Genomic DNA, 24,603 nt, shown 5'->3' on the forward strand with positions numbered 1-24,603 from the left:
ATTGTTCTCTGGCTCGTGATTCGTGAACCTGGGTGAGGCGACGGGACCGGACCACGAGGCTTGGGAACACGCGTATCCATCCAGGTTCAGTGACGTATCTGATCAGGTCGGATGGGGGTCTGTTCGGAACGTGCACACGTCCAGCGGTCACCGGCCTGTGCTCGACACGGCCGCGTCACTGCCAAGGTGGGCGCATGAGAACTACGAGGAGAACAGCCTGCCCCTGCGTGTGAACGTCGCCCTCCTGAAAATTGACGGTGGATGATTTCGGTTGCTGCTCGTGAATAGAGCAGGAACACCGATACCCACATCGCATTCGCACATGAACACCACGTGTTGGGGCCGGTGCGGACTCGCCCGTCACCGGCCCCAACAGGGTGCCCGGTCTCAGGAGAGTTTCTCCAAGATGAGCTCACGCACCCGCTTGGCATCGGCCTGACCCTTCATGGCCTTCATCACCTGGCCGATGAGGGCCCCGGCGGCCTGCACCTTGCCGTCGCGGATACGCTCTGCGACGTCCGGATTGGCGGCGATGGCATCATCGACGGCAGCTCCCAGGGCGGCATCGTCCGAGACGACGGCAAGGCCGCGGGCGTCCACGACCTGCTGTGGATCGCCCTCCCCCGCTGTGACGCCGTCGATGACCTGACGAGCCAGCTTGTCGGTGAGGGTCCCGTCGTCGACGAGGTTCTGCAGCTGAGCGACCTGGGCCGGACTCATGCCCACCTCGACCAGCTCCACGCCGGCCTCGTTGGCCCGGCGGGACAGCTCGGTGAGCCACCACTTGCGGGCCGGGGCCGGTGCACAGCCTGCTTCGGTCGTCTGCTCGATGAGGTCCAGGGCGCCGGCGTTGACGATGGCCGACATCTCCACGTCGTCGAATCCCCACTGCTCCTTGAGTCGGGCTCGTTTGACGGCAGGCAGCTCGGGCAAGGTGGCACGCAGCTCCTCCACCCACTCCCGACTCGGTGCCACCGGCACCAGATCGGGTTCGGGGAAGTAACGGTAGTCCTCGGCATCGGACTTGTCGCGACCGGCGATGGTGTACTCACCACTCTCCTGCCACATGCGGGTCTGCTGACGTACGCTGCCTCCGGAAGCCAGTACGGCGGCCTGACGGCAGATCTCGTAGCGCAATGCCCCCTCGACCGAACGCAGCGAATTGACGTTCTTGGTCTCGGTTCGCGTCCCCAGGACATCAGAGCCCTTGGGCATGAGTGAGACGTTGGCGTCACAGCGCAGATTGCCTCGCTCCATACGTGCCTCGGAGACTCCCAGGGCAAGCATGACGTCGCGCAGATGGGCCATGTAGGCACGAGCCACTTCCGGCGCCTTGGCCCCCAGGCCACGTACCGGTTTGGTGACGATCTCGATGAGTGGGACACCGGCTCGGTTGTAGTCCAACAGCGAGTACTGAGCACCCTGGATGCGCCCGTCCGAGCCGCCGACGTGCAGCGACTTGCCGGCGTCCTCCTCCATGTGAGCCCGTTCGACCTCGACGTGATAGGTCTGCCCGTCCACCTCGAGGTCGACGTAGCCGTCGTGACAGATCGGCTCGTCGTACTGCGAGATCTGGTAGTCCTTGGTCATGTCGGGGTAGAAGTAGTTCTTGCGCGACATGCGACTCCACTCGGCGATCTCACAGTTGAGTGCGAGGCCGATGCGGATGGCCGACTCCACGGCCTTGCCGTTGATTGCCGGCAGCGAACCGGGAAGTCCCAGACACACCGGGCAGACGTTCGTGTTCGGCTCGGCGTCGGAGTTCGTCGAGCAGCTGCAGAACATCTTGCTGGCCGTCGACAACTCGACGTGCACCTCCAGCCCCAGGACTGGGTCGAAACGCTCCATCGCCTCGTCGTAGTCGAGCAGATCATCGGTGGCATAGGCCGTCATCGTGCGTCCTCCTTGGCCGGGTCGGGAACTTCGGAGAGCAGGGAATGACCCCACGACTCCTCCAGGGCGTGTTCGACAGCCGCACCCACTCGGTAGACGCGGTCATCGGCCATGACCGGTGCCATGACCTGCAGACCCACCGGCAACCCATCGGCCAGACCGCACGGGAACGATCCGGCCGCGATACCGGCCATGTTCGCAGGGATGGTGCACAGATCTGCACGGTACATCGCCATCGGGTCATCGGTGCGCTCCCCCAGTGTGAAGGCGACAGTGGGGGTCGTCGGGGCCACGAGGGCGTCACAACTGCGCCACGCCTGTGCGAAGTCACGCTGGATGAGGGTGCGGATCTTCTGCGCCGAACCGTAGTAGGCGTCGAAATATCCGGCGGACAGGGCGTAGGTGCCCAGAATGATGCGCCGCTTGGCCTCTGCCCCGAAGCCGGCACCGCGGGTGGCACGCATCACCTGCTCGGCGCTGTGGTCACCATCGTCGTCCAGACGCAGCCCGTAGCGCATGGCGTCGTAACGGGCCAGATTGCTCGACACCTCAGCAGGCTGGATGAGGTAGTAGGCCGGCAGGGCGTACTCGAAGTTCGGGCAGGAGACCTCGACGACCTCGGCACCCAGACCGGTGAGCAGCTCGACGGTCTCGGTGAACCGTGCCTCGACACCGGGCTGGTAACCCTCACCGGAGAGCTCCCTGACGACGCCGATCCTCATGCCACGGACGTCGCCGATGCGAGCCGCCTCGGTGGTTGCGGGCACCGGCTGGTCGATGGAGGTCTGGTCCATCGGGTCGTGGCCGCCGATGACCTCGTGCAGCAGGGCGGTGTCCAGGACGGTACGGGCACAGGGGCCGGGCTGATCCAGGGAACTCGCCATGGCGATGACGCCGTGGCGTGAGGTGCCGCCGTAGGTGGGTTTCACGCCGACGGTGCCGGTCACGGCAGCGGGCTGGCGGATCGAGCCTCCGGTGTCGGTGCCCAGGGCCAGGGGTGCTTCGTAGGCTGCCAGGGCTGCTGCCGACCCACCACCGGAGCCGCCGGGTACCCGGTCCAGGTCCCACGGGTTGTGGGTGGGGCCGAATGCCGAGGTCTCCGTCGAGGATCCCATGGCGAACTCGTCAAGGTTCGTCTTGCCGAGGACGACCAGGCCAGCATCCAGACAGCGTTGCACGACGGTGGAGTTGTACGGAGGGACCCACTTCTCCAGCATCCGTGACGCAGCGGTGGTCGGCATCCCCCGGTAGCAGAAGAGATCCTTGACGGCGATGGGCACGCCAGCCAGGGGACCAAGCTTCTCACCTGCGGCGATGCGTTCGTCAACCCTGCGTGCCGACTCGATGGCGCGTCCCCCGTCGACGGCGAGGAACGCATGGACCGGGCCATCCACCTGCTCGATACGGTCCAGGTGGGCACGGGTCACCTCCTCAGACGACACCTCGCGGCGGGCGATGAGCGTACCGAGCTCGGCAGCCGTGCTGTGAATGAGATCGCTCACTGCTCCTCCTGCAGAATCCTGGGGACACGGAACCTGTTGTCCTCGACCTTGGGAGCCATGGCCAGGGCATCGTCGACTGGCATGGATGGGGCCACGACGTCCTCACGGAACACGTTGGACAGCGGCAGGGCGTGCGAGCTGGGTGGGACGTCGGCCGAGGCGACCTGGGAGACGACGGCCACCGAGTCAAGGATGAGTCCCAGCTGCGGGGCCAGGTCCTCCTTCTCCTCCTCGGTCAGGTCGATGCGTGCCAGGCCAGCCAGACGGGCGACGTCATCAGGCGTCAGGGCCACGATGATTCTCCTGGAGGTGGACTGATGGAAGGTGTCCGGCATGTGCCGTACAGCACGAGTCTAGTGGTTGATGTCCTGCTGTTGTCTCGGCACTGCCGATCACGGTCGATGGAACAGGTGCCCCTGTACCCCGGGCGTGTCTCACATGCGGGCGCGTATTTGGGTGAGATCTCCCGACGTAGAACAATGGGGGCGTGCTCATTCTTCGTATCCAGGTCCCTGACGTCCCCGGCGCCCTCGGCAAGGTGGCCACGACGATGGGGACGGTCGACGCGGACATCTCTGCCGTGGAGATCGTCGAGAAGGGCGATGGATACGCCATTGACGACTTCATCCTCTCCCTGCCCACCGAGACCATGCCCGACACCCTGGTCTCCACCTGCGACCAGCTCGAAGGGGTCAAGGTCCTGTGGCTGTCGCGCCATCTCGAGGACTGGGGGCTGGAGTCCGACATCGCGACCCTCAACCGCATGGCCGAGGACCAGCAGCATGCCGCCGAACTGCTCACCGAGGCGGCACCCACCGTGTTCCACTGCCAGTGGGCCACTCTCTTCGGACCAAATCATGAGGTGCTGACGTCGACTGCGCTCTCCCCGGAGTTCACCAGTGAGGCAATCGCCGTGCTCGGTGCGATGGATGAGCCGCGTCGCGTCGAACTCGATGAGACCTGGATGCCTGGATGGGGCGCCACCGTGGTGGCCCTTGCCCCGCTGTCCGGTGGACGCTGCCTGGTGCTCGGGCGCCGTGGCGGCCCGGTGTTCCTGGCATCGGAGGTCAACCGTCTGCGTCACATGGCGGCCCTGGCGAACTGATCCTTCGTGTCGACCTGACTCACCTGGCGTTTCTGGTACGAGGTTCTCTCCTCCCTGGGCTTTGGTATCGCATCCAGCCTGGTACCTGTTCTCAACTCCGAGATCTTCATCGTTGGTTCCTTGGCCAGTGGCCTGCTCGGTCCTCTGGAGATCTCGATCGGTCTTGCCATTGGCCATGCCATCGGCAAGCTCGTCATCTTCGTGGGGATTCGCAAGGGCAAGGATTCCCGCTGGTTCCGGCACAAGGAGCCCAAACCGGTGGAACCGGGCTCCTGGCGCGACAAACTGCGTCGGTGGAACGTCAAGGCAGCGCATGCCGTGGAGCACCCCAAGTGGGGGGTGGCCATCCTCATGTTCTCCACGATCACCGGTGTCCCCCCGGTGTATCTCACGTCGATCTACGCGGCAACGACGAAGATGCGCACCGTGCCCTTCATGATCACCATGGTCATCGGCTTCTTCCTGCGGTGTTATGCCTTGGCGCTGGCCACGGTGTGGGGCATCGACCTGTTCATCTGAGGCAGGTCCTCGAACCGGTTCATCCAAGGCAGGACCTGCTGGGCATCGTCGATCGCTGTCGTCCCGCCCCAGGCTGCTCAGCCCATCATCGCGGTGAAGAAGTAGTATCCCTGAGCCACCAGAGCTGTGAGGACCAGGACGAATGCGATGGGAACGACCACTCGCTGCACCTTCTTGCGACGGATGGACGGCACCCCACGCGGGGCCCACGGCGAGGGCTGAGGATGACCTGATTCGAGGTGCGCTGGGTCAGACGTATGTGGGGGTGCCGTCCCCGACTGGATCTGTCCAGATGCCGGCGGCTGGCCAGGCTGGGACTGTCCTGGCTCTGATGTGGGGCGCAGCGAGCCAGGCTGGGGTTGGACACGCGTCGGTGTGTCACCGTTGAGGTCAAGATTGGAGAACAAACCCACGATGGTCACGCTACTTTCCGTACCCAAGTTGTTCGTCGACGAGACGTGCCGCCCGGGTGAGCTGACGCATCTGTTCGCGTGCCGCCGGCACCGACCAGCCGGCCAGGCCACATGCCGGGGTGAGCAGACCATGGTCCACCACGAGGGCAGGATCGATTCCCCACCGCCGAGTCAGCTGTACGACTGTGGTGATGATGCGATCGGCCGGGACGACGACGTCTGGAACGTCAGTGGCAATGACGCCCAGCCCCACCTGCCGGCCAGCCTCCAGACGGACGGCCACCGTGTCCATGCCCGTGCCCGATCCAGTGGCCAGTGCCGCCGTGAGGTCGAGGAACACTGGGTCGATGGCGGTTCCCAGCTCCTCCAGCGGCACCCCCGGCGCACAGCAGTGCAGGGCAACCGCGATGCCGTCCAATGCCTCGGTGAGGATCTGCCAGCTCCGCCGGGCCTCGTGGATGGACACTGGCGCAAGGGTGTGCAGTCCGGACTGCGTGGGAATCCGTCCAGCCAGGACTGCGGGCAGAGCTGGCTCGTCCAGCTGGAGCGTCCACTCCACCTGTGGCATGCGTCGATGCAGCTCGTCGACGAGTTCGGCGAGACCGGTTGCCATGCTCTGCACCACCTCGCGCACGGCACCATGATCGGCAAGGACGATCTCACCGCGTGGCAGGTGCAGGAGGGCCATTGCCGTCACCGGGCCACAGAACGCTATCTTGGCGCACGCCCGGCTGTCGGCAAGCGTCTCCTCGACATCGTCGAGATCCTGCCTCAGCAGGGCGCTCGCCCGACGATGTGCCGCATCGGAGCTGTCCGCCAATCGCCAACCGCCGGGCCCCAGGTCCACGTCCAGTCCGCACAGCACAGCCGTCAGGCGCCCAGCCATGCCAGCCGACGCTCCTCGCGCGGGCAACTCTGGCAGGGCAATGAGGTCATCGAAGAGTTCGGCAACCTCTGCCAGGCAACCGCGCATGTCGGTGCCTGGCAGGGACCCGATCGTTGTGGCTCTCATCGAACCTTCCTCGTCGGTCGGGTGCGGGTGATGGTTCGGGCATGCATCGTCATGACTGCACCGTGGTAGTCGCGTCCGGGGTGGTCGTGTCCGGCACGGCTCGGTTGTCCTGTCTGGCCAGCGCAGCCGTCGTACCAGCCCGATCCGTACCACAGATCGTCGCCGAACCGATGACGAGATCACCGTCGTAGAAGACAACTGCCTGACCCGGTGCCACGGCACGCAGTGGTTCGGCCAGCTCGGTGATCACTCCGTCCTCGGTGCGCCTCAGATGCGCTGCCACTGGGGTGCCGTGCGCCCTCACCTGCACCTCACCGTCCCATTGGTCGGCAGGCTCCTCGGAGCACCACACCGGACGGATGGACTCCAGACGGTTGACGGACAGCCCCTCGGCTCCACCGACGACGACGGTGTTGGACACCGGCTCGATGTCCAACACGTACCGTGGCTTGCCGTCCGGGGCGGGGACGCCGAGGTGCAGTCCCCGACGTTGGCCGATGGTGAAGTGGTGATAGCCGTCGTGGCTGCCCACCACGGTTCCGGATTCGTCACGGATCTCGCCCCGACGCTCACCGAGTTCACCCGAGAGCCATCCGGCGGTGTTCCCGTCGGGGATGAAACAGATGTCGTTGGAGTCCGGCTTGTCGGCCACGGCGAGTCCGAGCTCGGCAGCCTCGGCACGGATGTCGGTCTTGACGGTGTCGCCCAAGGGGAACATCGAATGGGCGAGTTGCTCCTGGTTGAGCACTGCGAGCACGTAGGACTGGTCCTTGCCCGCGTCGATCCCCCGGTACATCCTCGTGCCCGAGGCGGTGCGTTCCAGACGGGCGTAGTGGCCGGTGGCCACCGCGTCGAATCCCAGATCAAGTCCACGCTCCAGCAGGGCTGCGAATTTGATCCGCTCATTGCAGCGCAGACACGGATTGGGGGTGCGCCCGGCCGCGTACTCGGCGACGAATGGATCGATGACCTCCTCGGCGAACCGGTCGGAGAAGTCCCACACGTAGAACGGAATACCGATCTTGTCCGCTGCGCGCCGTGCGTCGAAGGAGTCCTCCAGGGAGCAGCAGCCTCGTGATCCCTCACGTTGTGAACGTGGGTTGCGGGACAGGGCCAGGTGCACACCTGTGACGTCGTGCCCCTGGGCCACCAGACGTGCCGCCGCCACAGCAGAGTCCACTCCCCCGGACATCGCCGCGAGTACCCGCATCCGTCTCTCCTCCTGGGCTTCCTGTTCATCGACCGTCCAAGTCTAGGTGCCGACGAACCTCATTCAGAACTGCTACCGCGCCCCGCGAACGGTCTCGATCGCCCCGGGCAGGACGTCCAGCAGCTGCTCGATGTCCTTGCGAGTGGTGGTGTGTCCCATGGAGATGCGCAGCCCCCCCTGAGCCTCATCCACGCTGCGCCCCATGGCGAGCATGGTGGAGCTGGGCCGGGCGACTCCGGCCTGGCAGGCTGACCCGGCTGAGCAGTCGATGCCTGCTGAGTCCAGGACGAGCAGCAGGTCGGTGGCACGTACCCGGTCGATGGTGAGATGGCAGATCGATGGACTGGTCTGCGGGGCGTCGTCGACGTGAACACCGGGCAGCCCACCCACCTCTGCGACGATGGCGTCATGCCACGTCTGCCACTGGGCTCGATCCCGGTCCAGGTTCTCGACGGCCTGCCGGGCGGCGGCGGCGAATCCCCGGGCCAGCATGACGGCCTGGGTGCCGGATCGCACCTGAGCCTGCTGCATACCACCAGCCGTGATGGGGGCGAGGTTCACACCACGTCGAACCCACAGCGCGCCGATACCAACGGGACCACCGATCTTGTGCGCCGAGATCGAGATCAGGTCCACCCCGAGCTCGGCTGGGTTCACATCGATGTGTCCGAAGGCCTGGACGGCATCGGTGTGGGCCAGCGCCCCGGCGTCGTGAGCCATCCGTGCCATCTCGGCCACGGGTTGGACGGCGCCGGTCTCGTTGTTGACCATCATGAGGGACACGACATCCCCCGGCCGGGGTCCCCGCCCGTCCCCCATTCCTCTGCCACCAGCGAAACCAGCCAGATCGACGACCCCATGCCCGTCCACCGGTACCGTGCTGACGCGCTGGCCCAGCAGCCGGGGATCCGCCAGTCCTGCCACGGCTGGATGCTCCACGCTGGAGGCCCACAGCCGACCCTGGGGTGCCAGCCCACCGAGGATCGCCAGGGCGTCGGCCTCGGTGCCGCCACTGGTGAGGATGATCTCCAGGGGTCGCACGCCGAGCAGGGCTGCGATCTCCTCGCGGGCGTCCTCCAGCATGGCTCGAGCAGCCCGCCCAGATCCGTGCACTGCCGATGGATTGCCCAGCGCTGGGATGTCTGCCATCGCTTGGGCAGCACAGGGGCGCAGCGGTGAGGTCGCGGCATGGTCGAGGTAGGTCCGTCGGGGCCTGCGCACATCTCGACGTTCCGGTGACTGTGCATTTTCACCGTGGTCAGTTAGCATTCGTGGGTTTCCTCCTGCCATGTCTCGGCCGTGGCAATTTGTGACCAGTCTGCAAAGGCGTCACCATTGTCCTGCTGTGAAGAACTGGCAGCTGCAACCCAGAAAGGTCCATGCATGCCTGACACGCTCCCCACGAGCAGCGTCTCACCCACCTACGAGATGTTCGGGGCACATCTGCATGACGGCGGCTGTCGCTTCGCACTGTGGGCACCACGAGCAGAACGGGTGGAGCTCGTGCTCGTGTCCTTCGACCGTACGCAGACCAATACTGACATGGAACGGGGTACGAACGGTGCGTGGCAGCTGGACGTGCCCGGTGTACGAGCTGGCCAGATCTATGGATACCGGGTGCACGGACCGTGGAATCCCGACGACGGGATGCGATTCAACCCGGCGAAACTGCTTCTGGACCCCTATGCGCGGGCCATCACTGCCGGTGTCGACTACCACGGCCCCATTCTCGATCACACCTCGCAGTCCAATTTCGAGCCCGACACCACCGACTCGGCTGCCTGCGTACCACTGTCCATCGTCGTGGCGGACTCACCAGCTCCCGAACCGATTGCCCGACGTCGACCGATGGACGAGTCCGTCATCTACGAGATACACGTCAAGGGCTACACCCGCACCCACCCCTTGGTTCCAGATCACCTGCGTGGCACCTACGCCGGCCTGGCGTATCCGGCAGTGATCGAGCACCTGGTGAGTCTGGGCGTGACAGCGGTGGAACTGCTGCCGGTCCACCACTTCGTCTCCGAACCGTTCTCCGTGGCCAAGGGATTGCGCAACTACTGGGGCTACAACACCTTGGGATTCTTCGCCCCCCATGCGGCCTACTGCTCGGTGGGAAGTCTCGGCCAACAGGTCGACGAGTTCAAGGCCATGGTCACTGCCTTCCACCGGGCAGGCATCGAGGTCATCCTCGACGTCGTCTACAACCACACCGGTGAGGGTGGTCATGAGGGCCCCACCTTGTCCTTCCGGGGAATCGACCACTCCACCTACTACCGACTCAACGAGGACCGTCGTGATGACTACGACGTCACTGGATGCGGCAATTCCCTGGACACCTCCCAGCCCGAGGTGCTCGACATGGTGCTCGACTCGTTGCGCTACTGGGTGACGCAGATGGGGGTGGACGGCTTCCGCTTCGATCTGGCCACGACACTCATTCGGGACGCTGCCCATGGCGTCGATCAGAACCATCCGTTCAAACAGGCCCTGGCCCATGACCCGGTGCTCAGCCAGGTCAAGCACATCGCCGAGCCGTGGGACATCGGTCCCTACGGGTACCAGGTTGGTCAATGGGGTGCGCACTGGAGCGAGTGGAACGATCACTTCCGCGACCACATCCGCGACTTCTGGCGGATGGCGACCTGTGGTGTGCAAGGACTCGCCACTCGACTGGCCGGCTCCGAGGACCTCTACGCCGATCCCACTCACAGTGTGAACTTCGTCACCGCCCATGACGGATTCACGGTGCGCGACCTGGTGTCGTACAACGACAAACACAATGAGGACAACGGCGAGGAAAACCGGGACGGTTCCAACGACAACAGGTCGTGGAACTGCGGTTGGGAGGGCGAGACGACCGACGACACGATCGTCGATCTGCGACACCGTCAGGTACGCAATCTCATGGCCACCATGCTCCTGGCCGCTGGGGTGCCGATGATCACCGCCGGCGACGAGATGGGGCGTACCCAGAACGGCAACAACAATGCATACTGCCAGGACTCACCGATCTCCTGGCTCAACTGGGATGACGCCGTGGAGTGGTCCGACATCACCGAACTCACCACCACACTCGTTGCACTGCGTGCCAGTCATCCGGCGCTGCGTCCGAACACGTACCGGCATCATGGCTCGGTGCACACCGAGGACGGCCAGGACACCGGGCGTCCAGACCTGGCCTGGTTCTCCGAGTCCGGTGCGGAGATGTGCACCGAGGAGTGGAACGACCAGGGGCGTCGCACCCTGGGCATGTATTCCTCGAGTGAGGACGAGGCGTTCCTCATGTGGTTCCACAGTGGGGATCAGCCGCTGGGTGCACGACTGCCAGCACGTCAGTTCGGGGAGAACTGGCAGCTGGAACTCACCACGGCCCGCCCCGATGAGGTGATCGACGCCCCGCTCCCCCCAGCTGCGCAGTTCGTCATCCCACCACGCAGTGTGACGATATTCCGTGCGACGGTCCGTCACGACTCCGCTGGCACTCATGACCACTCTCGACCGACCCAGGAGCCCCAGACCCAGGGTCTTGGCACCGCCGACGAGCAGTCACCGGGGACCAGTGGTACTGGTCGGATGCTGGTGGATGACCCCACTGGCCAGCCACCGGCTGGTGACACTCGGCAGTGAGGAACCGCGGCTGCCTTCCGATTGCAGATTTTGCCGTCGGGAGTCTGCCGTAGGCGGGTCGAGCCGGTACCGTTGGGTACATGTGGAGGCGAAATCGGCGCGATGACGACGCGGCCAGGACCCATGAAGGCCGCGACACGGTTTCCGGTGGCATCGAGGACATGCCCGAATCATCCCCGGACACACCGGTGCAGCAGTGTTCCGTGATCCCGGAATCCCCCGCCACGGGCACGCCACGACACGCCGCCCCCGACCCCCAGGACCCTCCCATCGATCGCCCCGGACAGCCCCCATTGCGGGGTTTCGGACGTATCGGGGTCCATGACGTGCAGCCTGTGGTCGAAGGTGGTCGGCTGCCCGCCTACGCCGTCGTCGACGAGGAGTTCGAGGTCACCGCGCACGTGTTTCGGGAGGGCCACGACGCGGTGGGAGCCACCGTCGTACTCACCGCGCCGGACGGACGTGAGCTGCGTACCGACATGTGTCAGCAGGAACCCATGGGACTGGACATCTGGTCGGCTCGGGTGCACGCGGACGCCACTGGTTCGTGGACCATGCATGTCGAGGGATGGTCGAATCTGTGGCACACCTGGCACCATGCCGCGCAGGCCAAGCTTGCTGCCGACATCGACGTCGACCTGGTACGGGCCGAGGGTGTTTGCCTGGCCGAAACCGCCTTCGATCGTGCCCGTGATGCCGGACATGACACCGACTCCGAGATCATCGGTGCGGGACTCAGTCGTCTCAGGGCTGCAGGCAATGCCCAGGCCCTGCTCACCGACGTCGTCGGTTGGGAGGAGTTCGGTGAGGTCATGGCCCGGTGCGCCGACCGAGACCTCGTGACTCCGACGGAACGCACTCCCCTGCTCGTCGAGCGACGTCGGGCGCTGTACGGATCGTGGTACGAGTTCTTCCCCCGTTCCCAAGGAGCTCATCGCCATCCCGATGGCAGTTGGGTCTCCGGCACCTTCGCAGATTGTGAGGAACGCTTGGACGAGATCGCTGGCATGGGTTTCGACGTCGTCTACCTGCCACCGATCCATCCGATCGGTTCGGCATTCCGCAAGGGGCCGAACAACACCTTGAATGCCGGGCCGAATGATCCGGGATCTCCGTGGGCCATCGGATCGGCCGACGGTGGCCATGACTCGATCCACCCTGATCTGGGCACCTTCGATGACTTCGACCACTTCGTGGCACATGCCCATCGTCTGGGCCTCGAGGTCGCCCTGGACTTCGCCCTGCAGGCCTCCCCGGACCATCCCTGGGTGCATGAGCACCCGGAATGGTTCACCACCCGGGTGGATGGCACCATCGCCTATGCGGAGAATCCGCCGAAAAAGTACCAGGACATTTACCCCATCAATTTCGACAACGATCCAGAAGGCATCTACCACGAGTGCGTGCGCATCCTGGAACTCTGGATCTCACACGGCGTGACGATCTTCCGGGTGGACAACCCGCACACCAAACCCATCAATTTCTGGGCCTGGCTCATGGAAACCATGCGCCGCCGTCATCCTGAGGTCATCTTCCTGGCGGAGGCATTCACCCGCCCAGAAATGATGCAGGCCTTGGCCAAGGTGGGATTCCAGCAGGGATATTCCTATTTCGTGTGGCGCAGCGCGAAATGGGAGTTGGAGGAATTCCTCACCGAGGTGTCCACGCAGACCTCTGCCTGGTATCGGCCCAATTTCTTCGTCAACACCCCTGACATCAACCCCTACTACCTGCAGGACGGCAACCCTGCTGCATTCGCCATTCGCGCGATTCTGGCCGCGACGATGAGCCCGTCATGGGGGATGTACTCCGGGTACGAATTGTGTGAGCACGAGCCATTGCCCGGTCGTGAGGAGTATGACCACTCCGAGAAATACGAGTACCGCCCGCGCGACTACTCCGGTGAACCCAATCTCAGTGTCCTCATCACTCGGCTCAACGAGATCCGCAGAGAGCACCCCGCTCTGCAACAGCTTCGTGACGTGACGATCCACCACGCCCCTGACGATCGCATCCTGGTCTTCTCCAAGAAGTCCGGTTCCGACGTCGTCATCGTTGCCGTGAGCCTGGATCCGGTGTGGGGGGCGAGCAGCCAGGTGATGCTCGACATGGCGGCACTTGGCCTGAGGTCCGACGCCCAGTTCGACGTCCACGATGAACTCACCGGAGCCGATTTCACCTGGTCCCAACAAGCTTGGGTGAACCTGTACCCGGCTCAACCGGCACACATTCTCACCGTCCGAGGCAGCCACTGAACGTGGATCTGTCCGATCCTCCGGTTCCCGTCAGTCGACTCCGTCCCCCGCCCAGCACACCCGATCCACCCTGATCCTTGCGACTGAGCTCCGCCTCAACTCCCGCACCCGAGTCCCCTGAATCTGAACTCCCTGAACCTGAACCCCGAACCTGCTACCATCAAGGCATCCCGTTGCACGCTGTCCCTGAGTCGCACACCGTTTCCAATCCCACACGTTCCGACGATCCCCACCTCGACCAACGTGAGGCTCCACGTCCGAACCGACACGATCCTGCGAAGGACGAGCACGTCCTCGACATGTCAGCCGAGGAGCTGGCCGGGGCGCTGGATGACGTCCGCCCCACCGGCTCCCTGGACCGCACCGACACCCAGTGGTTCCGCACTGCCGTCTTCTACGAGGTGCTGGTGCGTTCCTTCAAGGACTCCAATGGCGACGGCATTGGCGACTTCAAGGGGCTGGAGTCCAAACTGGACTACCTGCAGTGGCTCGGCGTGGACTGCCTGTGGCTCCCGCCGTTCTACGACTCCCCACTGCGCGATGGTGGGTACGACATCAGTGATTACCGATGGATTCGCGAGGAACTGGGAACGATCGAGGACTTCAAGACATTCCTCGATGCTGCCCATGACCGTGGTCTGCGCGTCATCATCGACTTCGTCATGAACCACACCTCGGACTCCCACCCGTGGTTCCAGGCCTCCCGCAGTGACCCGGATGGCCCATTCGGAAATTTCTACGTGTGGTCCGACACCGATGAGAAGTACTCGGACGCCCGCATCATCTTTCTCGACACCGAGAAGTCCAACTGGAAATGGGACGAGGAACGGGGGCAGTACTATTGGCACCGGTTCTTCCACCACCAACCCGATCTCAATTTCGACGAACCACGCGTCATTGACGAGATGTTCAATGCAGTGCGGTTCTGGATGGACATGGGGATTGACGGATTCCGACTCGACGCGGTGCCCTACCTCGTCGAGGAGGATGGGACGAATTGTGAGAACCTTTCCGGAACCCATGAGATCCTCAAGGATCTGCGGGCCATGGTCGACCGGGAATATCCGGGACGTATTCTGCTCTGCGAGGCCAATCAATGGCCCGACGACGTCGTCGAGTACTTCGGGGCCGGTGACGAGTGCCAGATGGCCTTCCACTTCCCGGTGATGCCACGCCTCTTCATGGCCCTCAGACAGCACTCTCGGATGAGCATCTCAGACATCCTTGCCCGAACCCCGCAGATCCCGGATGGCTGCCAGTGGGGCACCTTCCTGCGCAATCACGACGAACTCACCCTGGAGATGGTCACGGCGCAGGAGCGGGAATACCTGTGGGATCAGTACGCCCCGGAAGATCGCATGCGATGCAATCTCGGCATACGCCGCCGACTGGCAACCCTGGTGGGCAACGATCAGGACCAGATCCGTCTGCTCCATGCCATGCTGCTCACCCTGCCGGGCTCCCCGGTGCTCTACTACGGCGACGAGATCGGTATGGGCGACGACCCCTGGCTACCGGATAGGGACGGTGTACGCACCCCGATGCAGTGGGACAATTCGCCCTCGGCAGGGTTCTCGGACGCTCCGCCGGAGAAATTCCACCTGCCCGTCATCGACCAGTTCGGTTACCGTCCAGCACGTGTCAATGTCGAGCGTCAGATGGAGGATCCCTCCTCCCAACTGGTCTGGTTGCGCTCCATGCTCGCAGTGCGACGTCGATACCCGGTGTTCGGCACCGGTGAGTTCATCGATCTGGGTGGCGACGACGAGGCCATCCTCGCCTTCCTGCGCCGGGACCGGGCGAGCACCATCCTGTGTCTTGCGAACCTCAGCCCGGACGAGCGCAGGTACGTCGGCGTCCTGCCGCAGTTCGGTGGGCGTCGGGTGGTCAACATGCTGCGCGACGAGCCCTTCGGCCCCTTGGATCCCGCTGGCACGGTGGAGTACGACTTGGCGGGATGGGGTTTTGCCTGGATCCTGTTGCACCACGAGGAGGACCATTGATGACGCACCACCCAGCGGCCGACCACCTGTGGGCACACATGAGTGCCGCGCGATGGTTCTCCGGCAAGGGACGCGGCGGCCGGCTGCTCGCCCTCACTGCTCTGTCACCGGTCATCACCGAACCATCGGTGCGTCACGTCATCGCAACCGTGGGCTACCCCGAGGGGCCGGATGAGTACTACCAACTCCTGCTCAGCGCGGCCAGCAAAGACGACGAGGACGTCCTGCTCGTCGATTCCGAAGGTGCGTGGCGAGATGCGACGAATGACCCAGATGCCCTACTGGCCTGGGCGCGGGCCATCCTCTCTGGTGCCGTCGATCCCACAGCACGTGGTGCTGAAGGGCACTGGAGCATCGACACCTATCGTCCGGTGGACGGGTCGAGGGTGCGCACCGCACGGCGCTTCGGCGGGGAGCAGTCGAACACGTCGATAGAACTCGACGACACCCTCATCATCAAACTGTTCCGCCGTCTGGAGCCCGGGGAGAACCTGGACATCGTCCGACACCGTGGCCTCAACGAGGCGGGTGTCACCTCGGTCGCCACCGTGCATGCCGCGATGCACGCCACGGTGGGCGTACCCGGACACCACGTCGCATCGGCCGAGCACCCCACGACCTGCCCGTCCGACATCACCTTGGCCCTCACCACCGATCTCGCCATGGTCGTCGAGCGACTTCCCCATCCCCGTGACGGCTGGCAGTACTTCTGTGACAGGGCCCGTGGTCTGGACGATGCAGGTGACGACGCCCGTCTGATCGGAGCAGGCCTTGCCGCCATCCACCGTGCCCTGGCCGATCTCAGTACGCCGACCACCGTTTCGGGAACTCGCATTGCCGACGCCATGTCGGCTCGGCTCCACCGGGCTTGTCATCGGGTACCCGATCTCACCGACCTGCAGCCGGCACTGGTGCAGATCTTCGATCCACTGCGGGCAATGTCCGTTCCGGTGCAACCGGTGCACGGCGACTTCCACCTGGGACAGACCCTGCTCACCGACGACGGCTGGCGCATCATCGACTTCGAGGGTGAGCCGCTCAAGACGGCACGGGAACGCCGACAACCGGATTCTCGCTGGAAGGACGTCGCCGGGATGGTGCGCTCCCTCTCCTACGCCACCAGCGCGACCCCCGACCCGCACAGCACCGAGTCCCAGCAGTGGTACCGATGCGCACGAGCCGCTTTCCTGGACGGATATGGCGCCGCAACCGATCAGGAGCGCAACATCCTTGCTGCCTATGAGGCGGACAAGGCGATATACGAGACGGTGTACGAGAAACTCAATCGTCCCGAATGGATCGATGTGCCCTTGACGGCGCTGCATGAGCTCATCGGCTGACCAGGATCGGCACGTGGACCAGCGCCAGCCGGTACACGACCAATCCGGGAATTGACCAGCCTTTTCGGTGACCCACCCGGTAGATTGGCAACAACGATCCACACATCTGGCGACCACACATCTAGGAGACGAGATGGCGCACGACCCCTTCGGTGGCCTCACCGGAACAGACTTGCAGGGTTTTCACTCCGGTGGAGACACCGAGTGCTGGAAACGCCTGGGTTCCCACGTCGTCACCATCGATGACGACGAGCGGGGTGCGATCACTGGCACCAGGTTCGCCGTGTGGGCACCCAACGCCCAGGCCGTGGAGATCATCGCCGACTTCAACTGGTGGACCGGTGACCCCATGCAGCTCATCCCCGGATCGGGGGTCTGGGGCACCTTCGTCGAGGGAATTGGTGAGGGAACCCTCTACAAGTTCCGCATCCAGGACCAGTGGGGCAACTGGCACGAGAAGGTCGACCCCATGGCCCGATTCAGCGAGCAGGCTCCTGGCAATGCCTCCATCGTCACCGCCAGTCACCACACCTGGAACGACGCGCAGTGGATTGCCCGGCGAGAACGTTCCGCCGTTCACCAGGAGCCCATGAGCATCTACGAGCTGCATCTGGGTGGCTGGCGTGCCGGGCTCACCTACCGTGACCTGGCCGACGAGCTCGTCTCGTACCTCGTGTGGCAGGGCTACACCCATGTGGAGTTCATGCCACTGGCCGAGCACCCCTTCGCCCCGTCATGGGGATACCAGGTGACCGGCTACTTCTCCCCCACCAGCCGCTACGGCACCCCCGACGACCTGCGTTTGCTCATCGACAAGCTGCACCAGGCGGGCATCGGCGTCATCATGGACTGGGTGCCCGGCCATTTCCCCAAGGACGACTGGGCACTGGGACGTTTCGACGGCACGGCCCTGTACGAGCATGCCGATCCACGTCAGGGCGAGCACCTGGACTGGGGCACCTACATCTTCAACTATGGTCGCAACGAGGTGAAGTCGTTCCTCGTCTCCAACGCCCTGTACTGGATCGACGAGTTCCACGTCGATGGCCTGCGCGTCGACGCCGTGGCCTCGATGCTCTACCTGGACTACTCCCGTGCGGAGGGCCAGTGGGTGCCCAACAAGTACGGTGGTCGGGAGAACCTGGAGGCCATCGACTTCCTGCGCTACGTCAACAGCCATCTCTACCAACGTTTCCCCGGAATCACCATGATCGCCGAGGAGTCCACGAGTTTCCCCGGCGTCACCAAACCGGTCGACGAGGGCGGCCTGGGCTTCGGGTTCAAGTGGAACATGGGGTGGATGAACGACTCGTTGCGCTACCTTGAGCTCGACCCGTTCCATCGCCAGTACCATCACAACGAGATGACCTTCGCGATGGTCTACCAGTACTCGGAGAACTTCATCCTGCCGATCAGTCACGACGAGGTCGTGCACGGCAAGGGCTCCATGATCAACAAGGTCGATGGTGACGACTGGCGTCAGTTCGCCTCACTGCGCGCCTACTACTCCTACATGTGGTCCTTCCCCGGCAAACAGCTCATCTTCATGGGTTGCGAGTTCGGTCAGCGTCACGAGTTCGACGAGTCGACGAGCCTGGAATGGTTCGTCGCCGATCTGTGGGGTCATGGCGGTCTCAAACGGATGTTCCGTGATCTCAACCACATCTACCGGGAGCATCCGGCGCTGTGGCAGATGGATTCGGATCCGCGTGGCTTCACCTGGATCAACGCCAATGACGCCGGGGGGAACGTCTTCTCCTGGCTGCGGCGCTCCGAGGATGGGGAGACCATCGCCTGTCTCACGAACTTCTCCCCCAACCCGCAGACCCAGTACTCCATCGGGCTGCCCCGCACAGGTGTGTGGCAGGAGATCTTCAATTCGGATGCCGCGGAATACGACGGTACCGGACAGTTCGGCAATCTTGGTCGTGTGGTGGCACATCCCTGTGCCGACAATGACTCCTGGCCGGCTCGGGCCACGGTGTGCGTACCGCCGTTGGGATCGGTCTGGTTGCGCTTCACACCGGAGGACACGCAGCAGTACTGACCTCTCACCGCAGTGTGGTGGCACGGTTGCGGTGTGACCTGGTCGTGGGCAAGTCGTTGTCTGCGACCAGGTTTTCAGCGGAAAGTGGCACAGGTGTCCGTGGTGTGGGCGATGTCGTATGATGAGTCGCACAATTTCAAACACGATCGGACAGAAAGCGTCATCACATGTCTTCAACACCTGCCGCGATCATCGAGGCAGTGGGTGGGGCGAGCAACGTTCGCAGCCTCACACACTGTGCCACGAGATTGCGGTTCCAACTTATCGACGGATCCAGGGCCAGCAAGGATGCGGTCGAGAGGATTCCCGGAGTCGCGGGAGCCGTGCCCCAGAGCGGGGACCGGTTCCAGGTCGTCATCGGTGGAGCAGTCGACAGCGTCTACAAGGAGATCATGGCCCTGCCGGACATGGCGGCTCTCGACTCGGGTGCGTCGCGCAGCAATGACGACGTCAAGGCCGCTGCCCGTTCCCAGGGGCCACGTGGCAGGTTCTCGTGGCTGGACACCTTCTTCGAGTTCCTCTCCGACTCGTTCCGTCCCATCATCGGTGCCCTGCTGGGTGCCTCGCTCATCATCACCTTCATGTCGCTCATGGCGACCACCGGGGTCATCGGGAACTGGGCCGACTCGCGCGTCACCCTGCCCCCGAGCTGGCAGTTCGTCAACCTCATGTGGCAGACGGTGTTCTACTTCCTGCCGCTCATGGTGGCCTACAACGCGTCGAAGAAGCTCGACGTGGATCCTTGGCTCGGATTCGCGATCATGGCCTTCGTCATGCTGCCCGGATTCACTGGTCTGGAGTCTGTGGCCCACTCGGCCTCGGTGGCTGGCACCCCGGTGAAGATCGTCGAGGTCTTCGGGCTTCCGCTGACGATCTTCAACTACGGATCGACCGTCTTCCCACCCCTGCTCATGGCTGCGGTGCTCGGCCCGCTCTACAAGGGGTTGAGGAAACTCATTCCGCAGAGCGTGCAGCTCATCTTCGTGCCCTTCCTGTCACTGCTCGTCATGATCCCGTTGACGGCCTTCCTCATCGGCCCGATCGGCGTCTATCTGGGTGCCTACCTGGCCAAGGGGCTGGCTGCCGTCAACACCTTCAACCCACTCATCTTCGCCATCATCATTCCGCTGGCCTACCCATTCATGGTGCCGTTGGGCCTGCACTGGCCACTCAACGCCGTCATGCTGCTCAACATCCAGACCTTGGGTTACGACTACATCCAGGGGCCGATGGGGGCATGGAACTTCGCCTGCTTCGGGGCAACGGCCGGGGTGCTGGCCCTGTCGGTCAGGAATCATGAGGAGACGATGCGCCAGACGGCCGTCGGTGCCCTGGCGGCTGGCCTGCTCGGTGGCATCTCGGAACCGAGTCTGTACGGTATCCACCTGCGGTACAAGCGGATCTACCCGTCCATGTTGGTCGGCTGTCTCGTGGGCGGCGTCATCATCGGCATTGGTGGCGGGCTGCACACCCAGGCATTCATCTTCACCTCCCTGCTGACGATTCCGGCCTTCGACAAGATCGGTCTGTACTGTGTTGCCATTGCCGCCTCCTTCGTCATCTCGGGTCTGCTGGTCTTCCTCCGTGGTTACCAGGATCCCCAGACGGTGAGCGAGGACGGCACGGCCGGGGTGACGATCCCGGCAGCAGCCACCCCCGTCAGTGTCGGTACCAGCACTGGGACTGGCGAGGTTTCCGATGTCGAGACCTCTGCTGCCGTGTCGTCTGCCGACCAGACGACACCTGGCACCGCCACTCCTGCTGACGTACCGATGGGTCATGGGGGCACCGAGCCCACCAGTTCTGGCGCGGACCAGGCACTGATCCAGATCACCTCTCCCGTGGCCGGTCGGGCACTACCGATCGAGGAGGTCCCCGACCCGGTCTTCTCCACCGGTGTGGTCGGTCAGGGCATTGCCATCGATCCGACGTCGACGACGGTCGTCGCCCCAGCCACGGGCACGGTGCTCACCGCTCCCGACTCGGGCCATGCCCTGGGACTGAAACTGGACAACGGCGTGGAACTGCTCATCCACATCGGCATCGACACCGTCGAGCTGGACGGCAAGGGCTTCGACGTGCACGTGAAGGCTGGTGAGGCGTTCCGCGCCGGACAACCGCTGGTCACCTTCGATCCCCAGATCATCAAGGAGGCTGGTTACTCCAACATCACCCCAGTGCTGGTGACCAATGGATTCGCCTTCACCACGGTGGAGGGGCATCCGGCCGACACGGTGACGACCGAGTCCCAGGTGATCACTGTCACGAGGTGATCGAAGCTGGGCCTGGAGACAGAGTCCCGGAACAGGCCCAGCAGGGGCAACCTCGATCAGCGAGAACCCATCAGTTCTCAAGAGCGCAGGGGTTCTCATGGGCCCATCGGTGTCACACGTACGGCGGGGTGGATGGGCAGACTCGTCCACCCCGCCTCCTCAGCTCGAATGGGAAGACGTCAGCCTCGGCTGGTGTCCAGCGGCACACCGCTTGCTGGCATGGGGAGATCTGGCACCTCTGAGGTCACCAGGGAACCATCCGCCCTGCGCAGTCCGGTCACGGGATGGCTACCGTGCAGTCTGGCCCGTACCGGACCCTGATCGGCCAGCGGCACACGCACCGGTTCAGATCCGATGTGGTGGAGCTTGCCACGCACCGTGACGTCGCGGTCTCGACCCGAGAGGATCTGGAAGGTGATGGCGTCCTGTTCCACGATGATGGACATGTCGGAGTTGCCGAGCACCATGTGGTGCCGGATCGACGTCCAACCCTGTGGCAGACGTGGATCGAACCTCAGATTCTGCCGGTCGCACCGCATCCCTCCGAATCCCTGTACCAGGCATCCCCAGATCCCCGCTGCCGAGGCGACGTGCACCCCGTCGTCGGAGTTGTGATGGATGTTGGCCAGATCGCAGAACAGCGCGTCCCGGAAGTAGTCCATCGCCATCTCCTGGTGCCCCACCTCGGCGGCGATGATGGACTGTGCCACTGCCGAGAGGCTGGAGTCCCCCGTCGTGATCGGGTCGTAGTACTCGAAGTCGGCAAGCTTGATGGTGTCGGTGAACTGGTCGCCCTGGAGGAAGAGTGCCAGGACGACATCTGCCTGCTTGAGCACTTGGTGGCGGTAGATGACCAGGGGGTGGTAGTGCAGCAGCAGCGGCCGGCTCGACTCCGGGGTCTGCGAGAGGTCCCACAGCTCCCGGGTGAGGAATTGATCGTCCTGGGGGTGCACCCCGAAGGTCTCGTCGAAGGGGATGACGATCCCGGCCGCACACTCCTCCCAGCAGGCGATCTCGGACTCGTCGAGATCGAGCTCGTCGACGAGATGCTGGTACCACAGCGGATCCTCGACCTTCATCCGTCGAATGACACGAGCGGCGTCGGCCAGGTTCGCACGCGCCATGACGTTGGTGTAGAAGTTGTTGTCCACGACCGTGGTGTACTCGTCGGGACCGGTGACGCCGTGAACATGGAACTGCCGTTCCCCGTTGGTGCGCCAGAATCCCAGGTCGGCCCACAGCCGAGCCGTCTCGACGAGTACTTCGGCACCATCCCGGTACAGGAAGGTCTTGTCCTCACTCGCCCGGGCATACAGCAGCAGGGAGTGGGCGATGTCGGCGTTGATGTGGTACTGGGCAGTACCGGCCGCGTAGTAGGCAGACGCCTCCTCACCAGTGATCGTGCGCCACGGGAACAACGCGCCACGCTGGGACACCTCGCGGGCGCGCAGCCGTGCCTCGGGAAGGGTGTTGACGCGGTAACGCAACGCATTCTCGGCCAGCCGTGGGTGGGTGAAGGTGAGCATCGGGATGACGTAGGCCTCGGAGTCCCAGAAGTAGTGGCCCTCATAGCCCGATCCCGTCACTCCCTTGGCCGGGATGCCCCGTTGGTCGGCACGTGCTGTCGCCTGGGCTATCTGGAAGAGGTTCCACCGCACCGCCTGCTGGGTACCGGGCGGGGCCCCGTCAACCTGGATGTCGGCGGTACGCCAGTAGTCCTCGAACCACTCCTGCTGATCCTGGACGTAGGACTCGTACCCCTGTTCCCGAACGCGGTCCAGGGTACGCCGCACCCGGTCGAAGAGCTCACGTACCGGCACCTGGCGTGAGCTGTGGTACGCCACGGCCTTGCCCACCCGGATGGGAATCCCCTGCCTGGCCTCGACGCGGTACACCCGTTTTCCGATGTCCGGGCTGGTGTCGATGAGGGCTTCGTAGCTGTTGTCGGTGTCAATGGTGTGATCGGCACCCACCGCCAGGGTCATGCGGGACTTGGCGGTCTGGAACCCCAGGATCATGCGTTGGTCGGAGTTCCAGTGCAGTTGGGGTTTGAGCACCCGTTCGGTGAACTGGCGTGACTTGCGGGGGTCCTCCCCCGATCCCATGGCGAGATCCGCGTTGCGGTACTCGTCCATACCGTCCTGGCGATTGAGGATCTGGGAGCTGATGACGACCGGGGCATCGCCCTCGAGCATCGTCACCTCGATGTCCATGAGTGCAAGATGGCGATGCGTCATGGACACCATGCGGTTGGTGGCCACGCGCACCAGTTTTCCGGCTGGGGTGCGCCACACGAGTTCGCGGCGCAACACGCCTTCCCGAAAATCGATCCACCGCTTGTACGACTGGATCTCGTTGATGCTGAGCAGCAGGGGCTCGTCGTCGACGTAGAGCTTCATGAGCTTGGCGTCGGGAACGTTGACGATCGTCTGGCCGGTCTTGGCGAAGCCGTAGGCGCTCTCGGCGTGGTGGATGTCCCAGGTCTCGTGGAACCCATTGATGTAGGTGCCATGAAAGTGTGAGTCCCGTCCTTCCGGGGGATTTCCACGCATGCCGAGATATCCATTGCCCAAGGCGAACAGTGTCTCGGTGTGGCCCAGGTCCCGAGTGCTCGGGGCGGTCTCGACCAAGGCCCACGGGTCATCGGGAAATCGCCAGCGATCCATCGGATCGACGTCATTCATGCCAGCAGCTCCTCAAGATCGTTGACAACGAGGGTTGCACCGTTGTCGCGCAACACATCGGTTCCCACGCCACGGTCGACGCCGATGACCACACCGACTCCTCCGGCCACGGCGGCCTGCACCCCGCTGACAGCGTCCTCCACGACGGCGCAGGAAGCTGGATCGATGTCCACCAGCTCGGCGGCACGCAGATACGTGTCCGGCGCGGGCTTTCCGGCAAGTCCTTCGGCCTTGGCGCGTACGCCGTCGACGACGACGGTGAACGCCGTGGCAAGTCCGGCAGCTGCCAGGACGTCCGTGGCATTGCGGGAGGAGGAGACGACGGCCCGGGCGACGTCCCGAGCGACGAGGTCGTCCACGAATCGGCGTGAGCCCGGATAGGGGTCGATGCCATCGGTGCGCAGGACGTCCAGGAAGAGCTCGTTCTTGCGATTGCCGAATCCACAGATGGTGCGCTGCTCCGGTGAGTCCTGCGGTGTGCCCTCGGGGACGTCGATGCCGCGCGAGACCAGGGCGGCTCGCACCCCGTCGTACCGGGGCCTGCCGTCGACGTGACGGTAGTAGTCCTCATCACTCCAGTCGGCAGGTAGACCGTGGGAGCTGAAGACCTCGTTGAACATCTGCTGCCATGCCCGCATGTGGATGGCAGCGGTCGGGGTGAGGACGCCGTCAAGATCGAGGAGGAAGGCTTGGCACGTCGAGAGATCCATGTGGCCA

At 64.1% G+C, this 24,603-nt stretch carries 15 protein-coding genes and 1 pseudogene; 8 read left to right on the forward strand and 8 right to left on the reverse strand.

The genetic code is table 11. The features are described 5' to 3' along the window. Window positions 1-387: 387 nt before the first annotated feature. Genes gatB through gatC form a run of 3 tightly spaced genes read right to left on the reverse strand, consistent with a single transcriptional unit; the run spans window position 388 to window position 3,730 of the window. Window positions 388-1,893, reverse strand: a complete 1,506-nt coding sequence (gene gatB / locus ACP8JZ_RS04580) for an Asp-tRNA(Asn)/Glu-tRNA(Gln) amidotransferase subunit GatB (protein ID WP_306517948.1) — start codon at window positions 1,891-1,893, stop codon at window positions 388-390. After that, complete coding sequence (gatA, locus tag ACP8JZ_RS04585; RefSeq protein ID WP_306517950.1) at window positions 1,890-3,395, reverse strand: Asp-tRNA(Asn)/Glu-tRNA(Gln) amidotransferase subunit GatA; 1,506 nt, start codon at window positions 3,393-3,395, stop codon at window positions 1,890-1,892. Before gatA ends, gatB begins: the two co-directional genes overlap by 4 nt. Beyond that, on the reverse strand, window positions 3,392-3,730 hold the full coding sequence (gene gatC, locus ACP8JZ_RS04590) for an Asp-tRNA(Asn)/Glu-tRNA(Gln) amidotransferase subunit GatC (RefSeq protein WP_051139393.1): 339 nt from the start codon (window positions 3,728-3,730) through the stop codon (window positions 3,392-3,394). The genes gatA and gatC overlap by 4 nt, the downstream gene beginning before the upstream one ends. Before the next feature lie 158 nt (window positions 3,731-3,888). On the opposite strand from gatC, the gene ACP8JZ_RS04595 reads away from it, so the two are divergent. After that, window positions 3,889-4,500 (forward strand): ACT domain-containing protein, encoded by a 612-nt coding sequence (locus ACP8JZ_RS04595; RefSeq protein WP_484482799.1) that lies wholly within the window; start codon window positions 3,889-3,891, stop codon window positions 4,498-4,500. 54 nt (window positions 4,501-4,554) lie between these two features. Continuing rightward, window positions 4,555-5,019 carry a hypothetical protein gene (locus tag ACP8JZ_RS04600; RefSeq protein WP_484482800.1) on the forward strand — a complete coding sequence of 155 codons (465 nt, stop codon included), beginning with the start codon at window positions 4,555-4,557 and terminating at the stop codon, window positions 5,017-5,019. 423 nt (window positions 5,020-5,442) lie between these two features. Here the strand turns inward: ACP8JZ_RS04600 and ACP8JZ_RS04605 are convergent, their stop codons facing one another. The 3 genes and pseudogenes from ACP8JZ_RS04605 to ACP8JZ_RS04615 all read right to left on the reverse strand — a co-directional run bounded on the left by ACP8JZ_RS04605 (window position 5,443) and on the right by ACP8JZ_RS04615 (window position 8,875). Then, window positions 5,443-6,405, reverse strand: a complete 963-nt coding sequence (locus ACP8JZ_RS04605) for a uroporphyrinogen decarboxylase/cobalamine-independent methonine synthase family protein (RefSeq protein ID WP_306517940.1) — start codon at window positions 6,403-6,405, stop codon at window positions 5,443-5,445. A gap of 154 nt (window positions 6,406-6,559) precedes the next feature. Then, window positions 6,560-7,654, reverse strand: a pseudogene (gene mnmA / locus ACP8JZ_RS04610) (tRNA 2-thiouridine(34) synthase MnmA); the annotation flags it as partial. A 72-nt stretch (window positions 7,655-7,726) separates the two neighbouring features. Then, window positions 7,727-8,875 (reverse strand): cysteine desulfurase family protein, encoded by a 1,149-nt coding sequence (locus ACP8JZ_RS04615; RefSeq protein WP_484482763.1) that lies wholly within the window; start codon window positions 8,873-8,875, stop codon window positions 7,727-7,729. Window positions 8,876-9,037: 162 nt separating this feature from the next. Here ACP8JZ_RS04615 and glgX point away from each other — a divergent pair, with 162 nt between their 5' ends. The 6 genes from glgX to ACP8JZ_RS04645 all read left to right on the forward strand — a co-directional run bounded on the left by glgX (window position 9,038) and on the right by ACP8JZ_RS04645 (window position 21,202). After that, complete coding sequence (glgX, locus tag ACP8JZ_RS04620) at window positions 9,038-11,284, forward strand: glycogen debranching protein GlgX (RefSeq protein ID WP_484482764.1); 2,247 nt, start codon at window positions 9,038-9,040, stop codon at window positions 11,282-11,284. 80 nt (window positions 11,285-11,364) lie between these two features. Further along, the gene (locus ACP8JZ_RS04625) at window positions 11,365-13,539 is read left to right on the forward strand and encodes an alpha-1,4-glucan--maltose-1-phosphate maltosyltransferase (RefSeq protein WP_484482765.1); all 2,175 of its coding nucleotides are present in this window, start codon (window positions 11,365-11,367) and stop codon (window positions 13,537-13,539) included. Between the two features lie 299 nt (window positions 13,540-13,838). Continuing rightward, a complete protein-coding gene (gene treS / locus ACP8JZ_RS04630; protein ID WP_323458499.1) occupies window positions 13,839-15,542 on the forward strand; it encodes a maltose alpha-D-glucosyltransferase in 1,704 nt (567 codons plus the stop codon). Continuing rightward, window positions 15,542-16,882 carry a phosphotransferase gene (locus ACP8JZ_RS04635; protein ID WP_306516945.1) on the forward strand — a complete coding sequence of 447 codons (1,341 nt, stop codon included), beginning with the start codon at window positions 15,542-15,544 and terminating at the stop codon, window positions 16,880-16,882. Before treS ends, ACP8JZ_RS04635 begins: the two co-directional genes overlap by 1 nt. 133 nt (window positions 16,883-17,015) lie before the next feature. Then, complete coding sequence (glgB, locus tag ACP8JZ_RS04640) at window positions 17,016-18,929, forward strand: 1,4-alpha-glucan branching protein GlgB (RefSeq protein WP_306516944.1); 1,914 nt, start codon at window positions 17,016-17,018, stop codon at window positions 18,927-18,929. A 167-nt stretch (window positions 18,930-19,096) separates the two neighbouring features. Beyond that, entirely contained in the window at window positions 19,097-21,202 is a 2,106-nt protein-coding gene (locus tag ACP8JZ_RS04645) for a glucose PTS transporter subunit IIA (protein WP_306516943.1), read from the forward strand. Window positions 21,203-21,381: 179 nt separating this feature from the next. On the opposite strand, the gene ACP8JZ_RS04650 is transcribed toward ACP8JZ_RS04645, so the two are convergent. Together ACP8JZ_RS04650 and ACP8JZ_RS04655 are read right to left on the reverse strand one after the other, a co-directional pair. Beyond that, window positions 21,382-23,886 (reverse strand): glycoside hydrolase family 65 protein, encoded by a 2,505-nt coding sequence (locus ACP8JZ_RS04650; protein WP_306516942.1) that lies wholly within the window; start codon window positions 23,884-23,886, stop codon window positions 21,382-21,384. Next, window positions 23,883-24,596, reverse strand: a complete 714-nt coding sequence (locus ACP8JZ_RS04655) for an HAD family hydrolase (RefSeq protein WP_306516941.1) — start codon at window positions 24,594-24,596, stop codon at window positions 23,883-23,885. The genes ACP8JZ_RS04650 and ACP8JZ_RS04655 overlap by 4 nt, the downstream gene beginning before the upstream one ends. Between the last annotated feature and the right edge of the window lie 7 nt (window positions 24,597-24,603).

It is taken from the genome of Cutibacterium sp. LaCa_286 (assembly GCF_057198075.1).

Excerpts from the sequence above, each read along its gene's own strand:
- ACP8JZ_RS04645 (WP_306516943.1), top strand. The coding sequence starts at position 19,097 with ATGTCTTCAACACCTGCCGCGATCATCGAGGCAGTGGGTGGGGCGAGC.
- glgX (WP_484482764.1), top strand. The coding sequence starts at position 9,038 with ATGCCTGACACGCTCCCCACGAGCAGCGTCTCACCCACCTACGAGATG.
- gatC (WP_051139393.1), bottom strand. The coding sequence starts at position 3,730 with ATGCCGGACACCTTCCATCAGTCCACCTCCAGGAGAATCATCGTGGCC.
- ACP8JZ_RS04635 (WP_306516945.1), top strand. The coding sequence starts at position 15,542 with ATGACGCACCACCCAGCGGCCGACCACCTGTGGGCACACATGAGTGCC.
- glgB (WP_306516944.1), top strand. The coding sequence starts at position 17,016 with ATGGCGCACGACCCCTTCGGTGGCCTCACCGGAACAGACTTGCAGGGT.
- ACP8JZ_RS04625 (WP_484482765.1), top strand. The coding sequence starts at position 11,365 with ATGTGGAGGCGAAATCGGCGCGATGACGACGCGGCCAGGACCCATGAA.
- treS (WP_323458499.1), top strand. The coding sequence starts at position 13,839 with ATGTCAGCCGAGGAGCTGGCCGGGGCGCTGGATGACGTCCGCCCCACC.
- ACP8JZ_RS04650 (WP_306516942.1), bottom strand. The coding sequence starts at position 23,886 with ATGAATGACGTCGATCCGATGGATCGCTGGCGATTTCCCGATGACCCG.
- ACP8JZ_RS04605 (WP_306517940.1), bottom strand. The coding sequence starts at position 6,405 with ATGCGCGGTTGCCTGGCAGAGGTTGCCGAACTCTTCGATGACCTCATT.
- gatB (WP_306517948.1), bottom strand. The coding sequence starts at position 1,893 with ATGACGGCCTATGCCACCGATGATCTGCTCGACTACGACGAGGCGATG.
- ACP8JZ_RS04655 (WP_306516941.1), bottom strand. The coding sequence starts at position 24,596 with ATGGATCTCTCGACGTGCCAAGCCTTCCTCCTCGATCTTGACGGCGTC.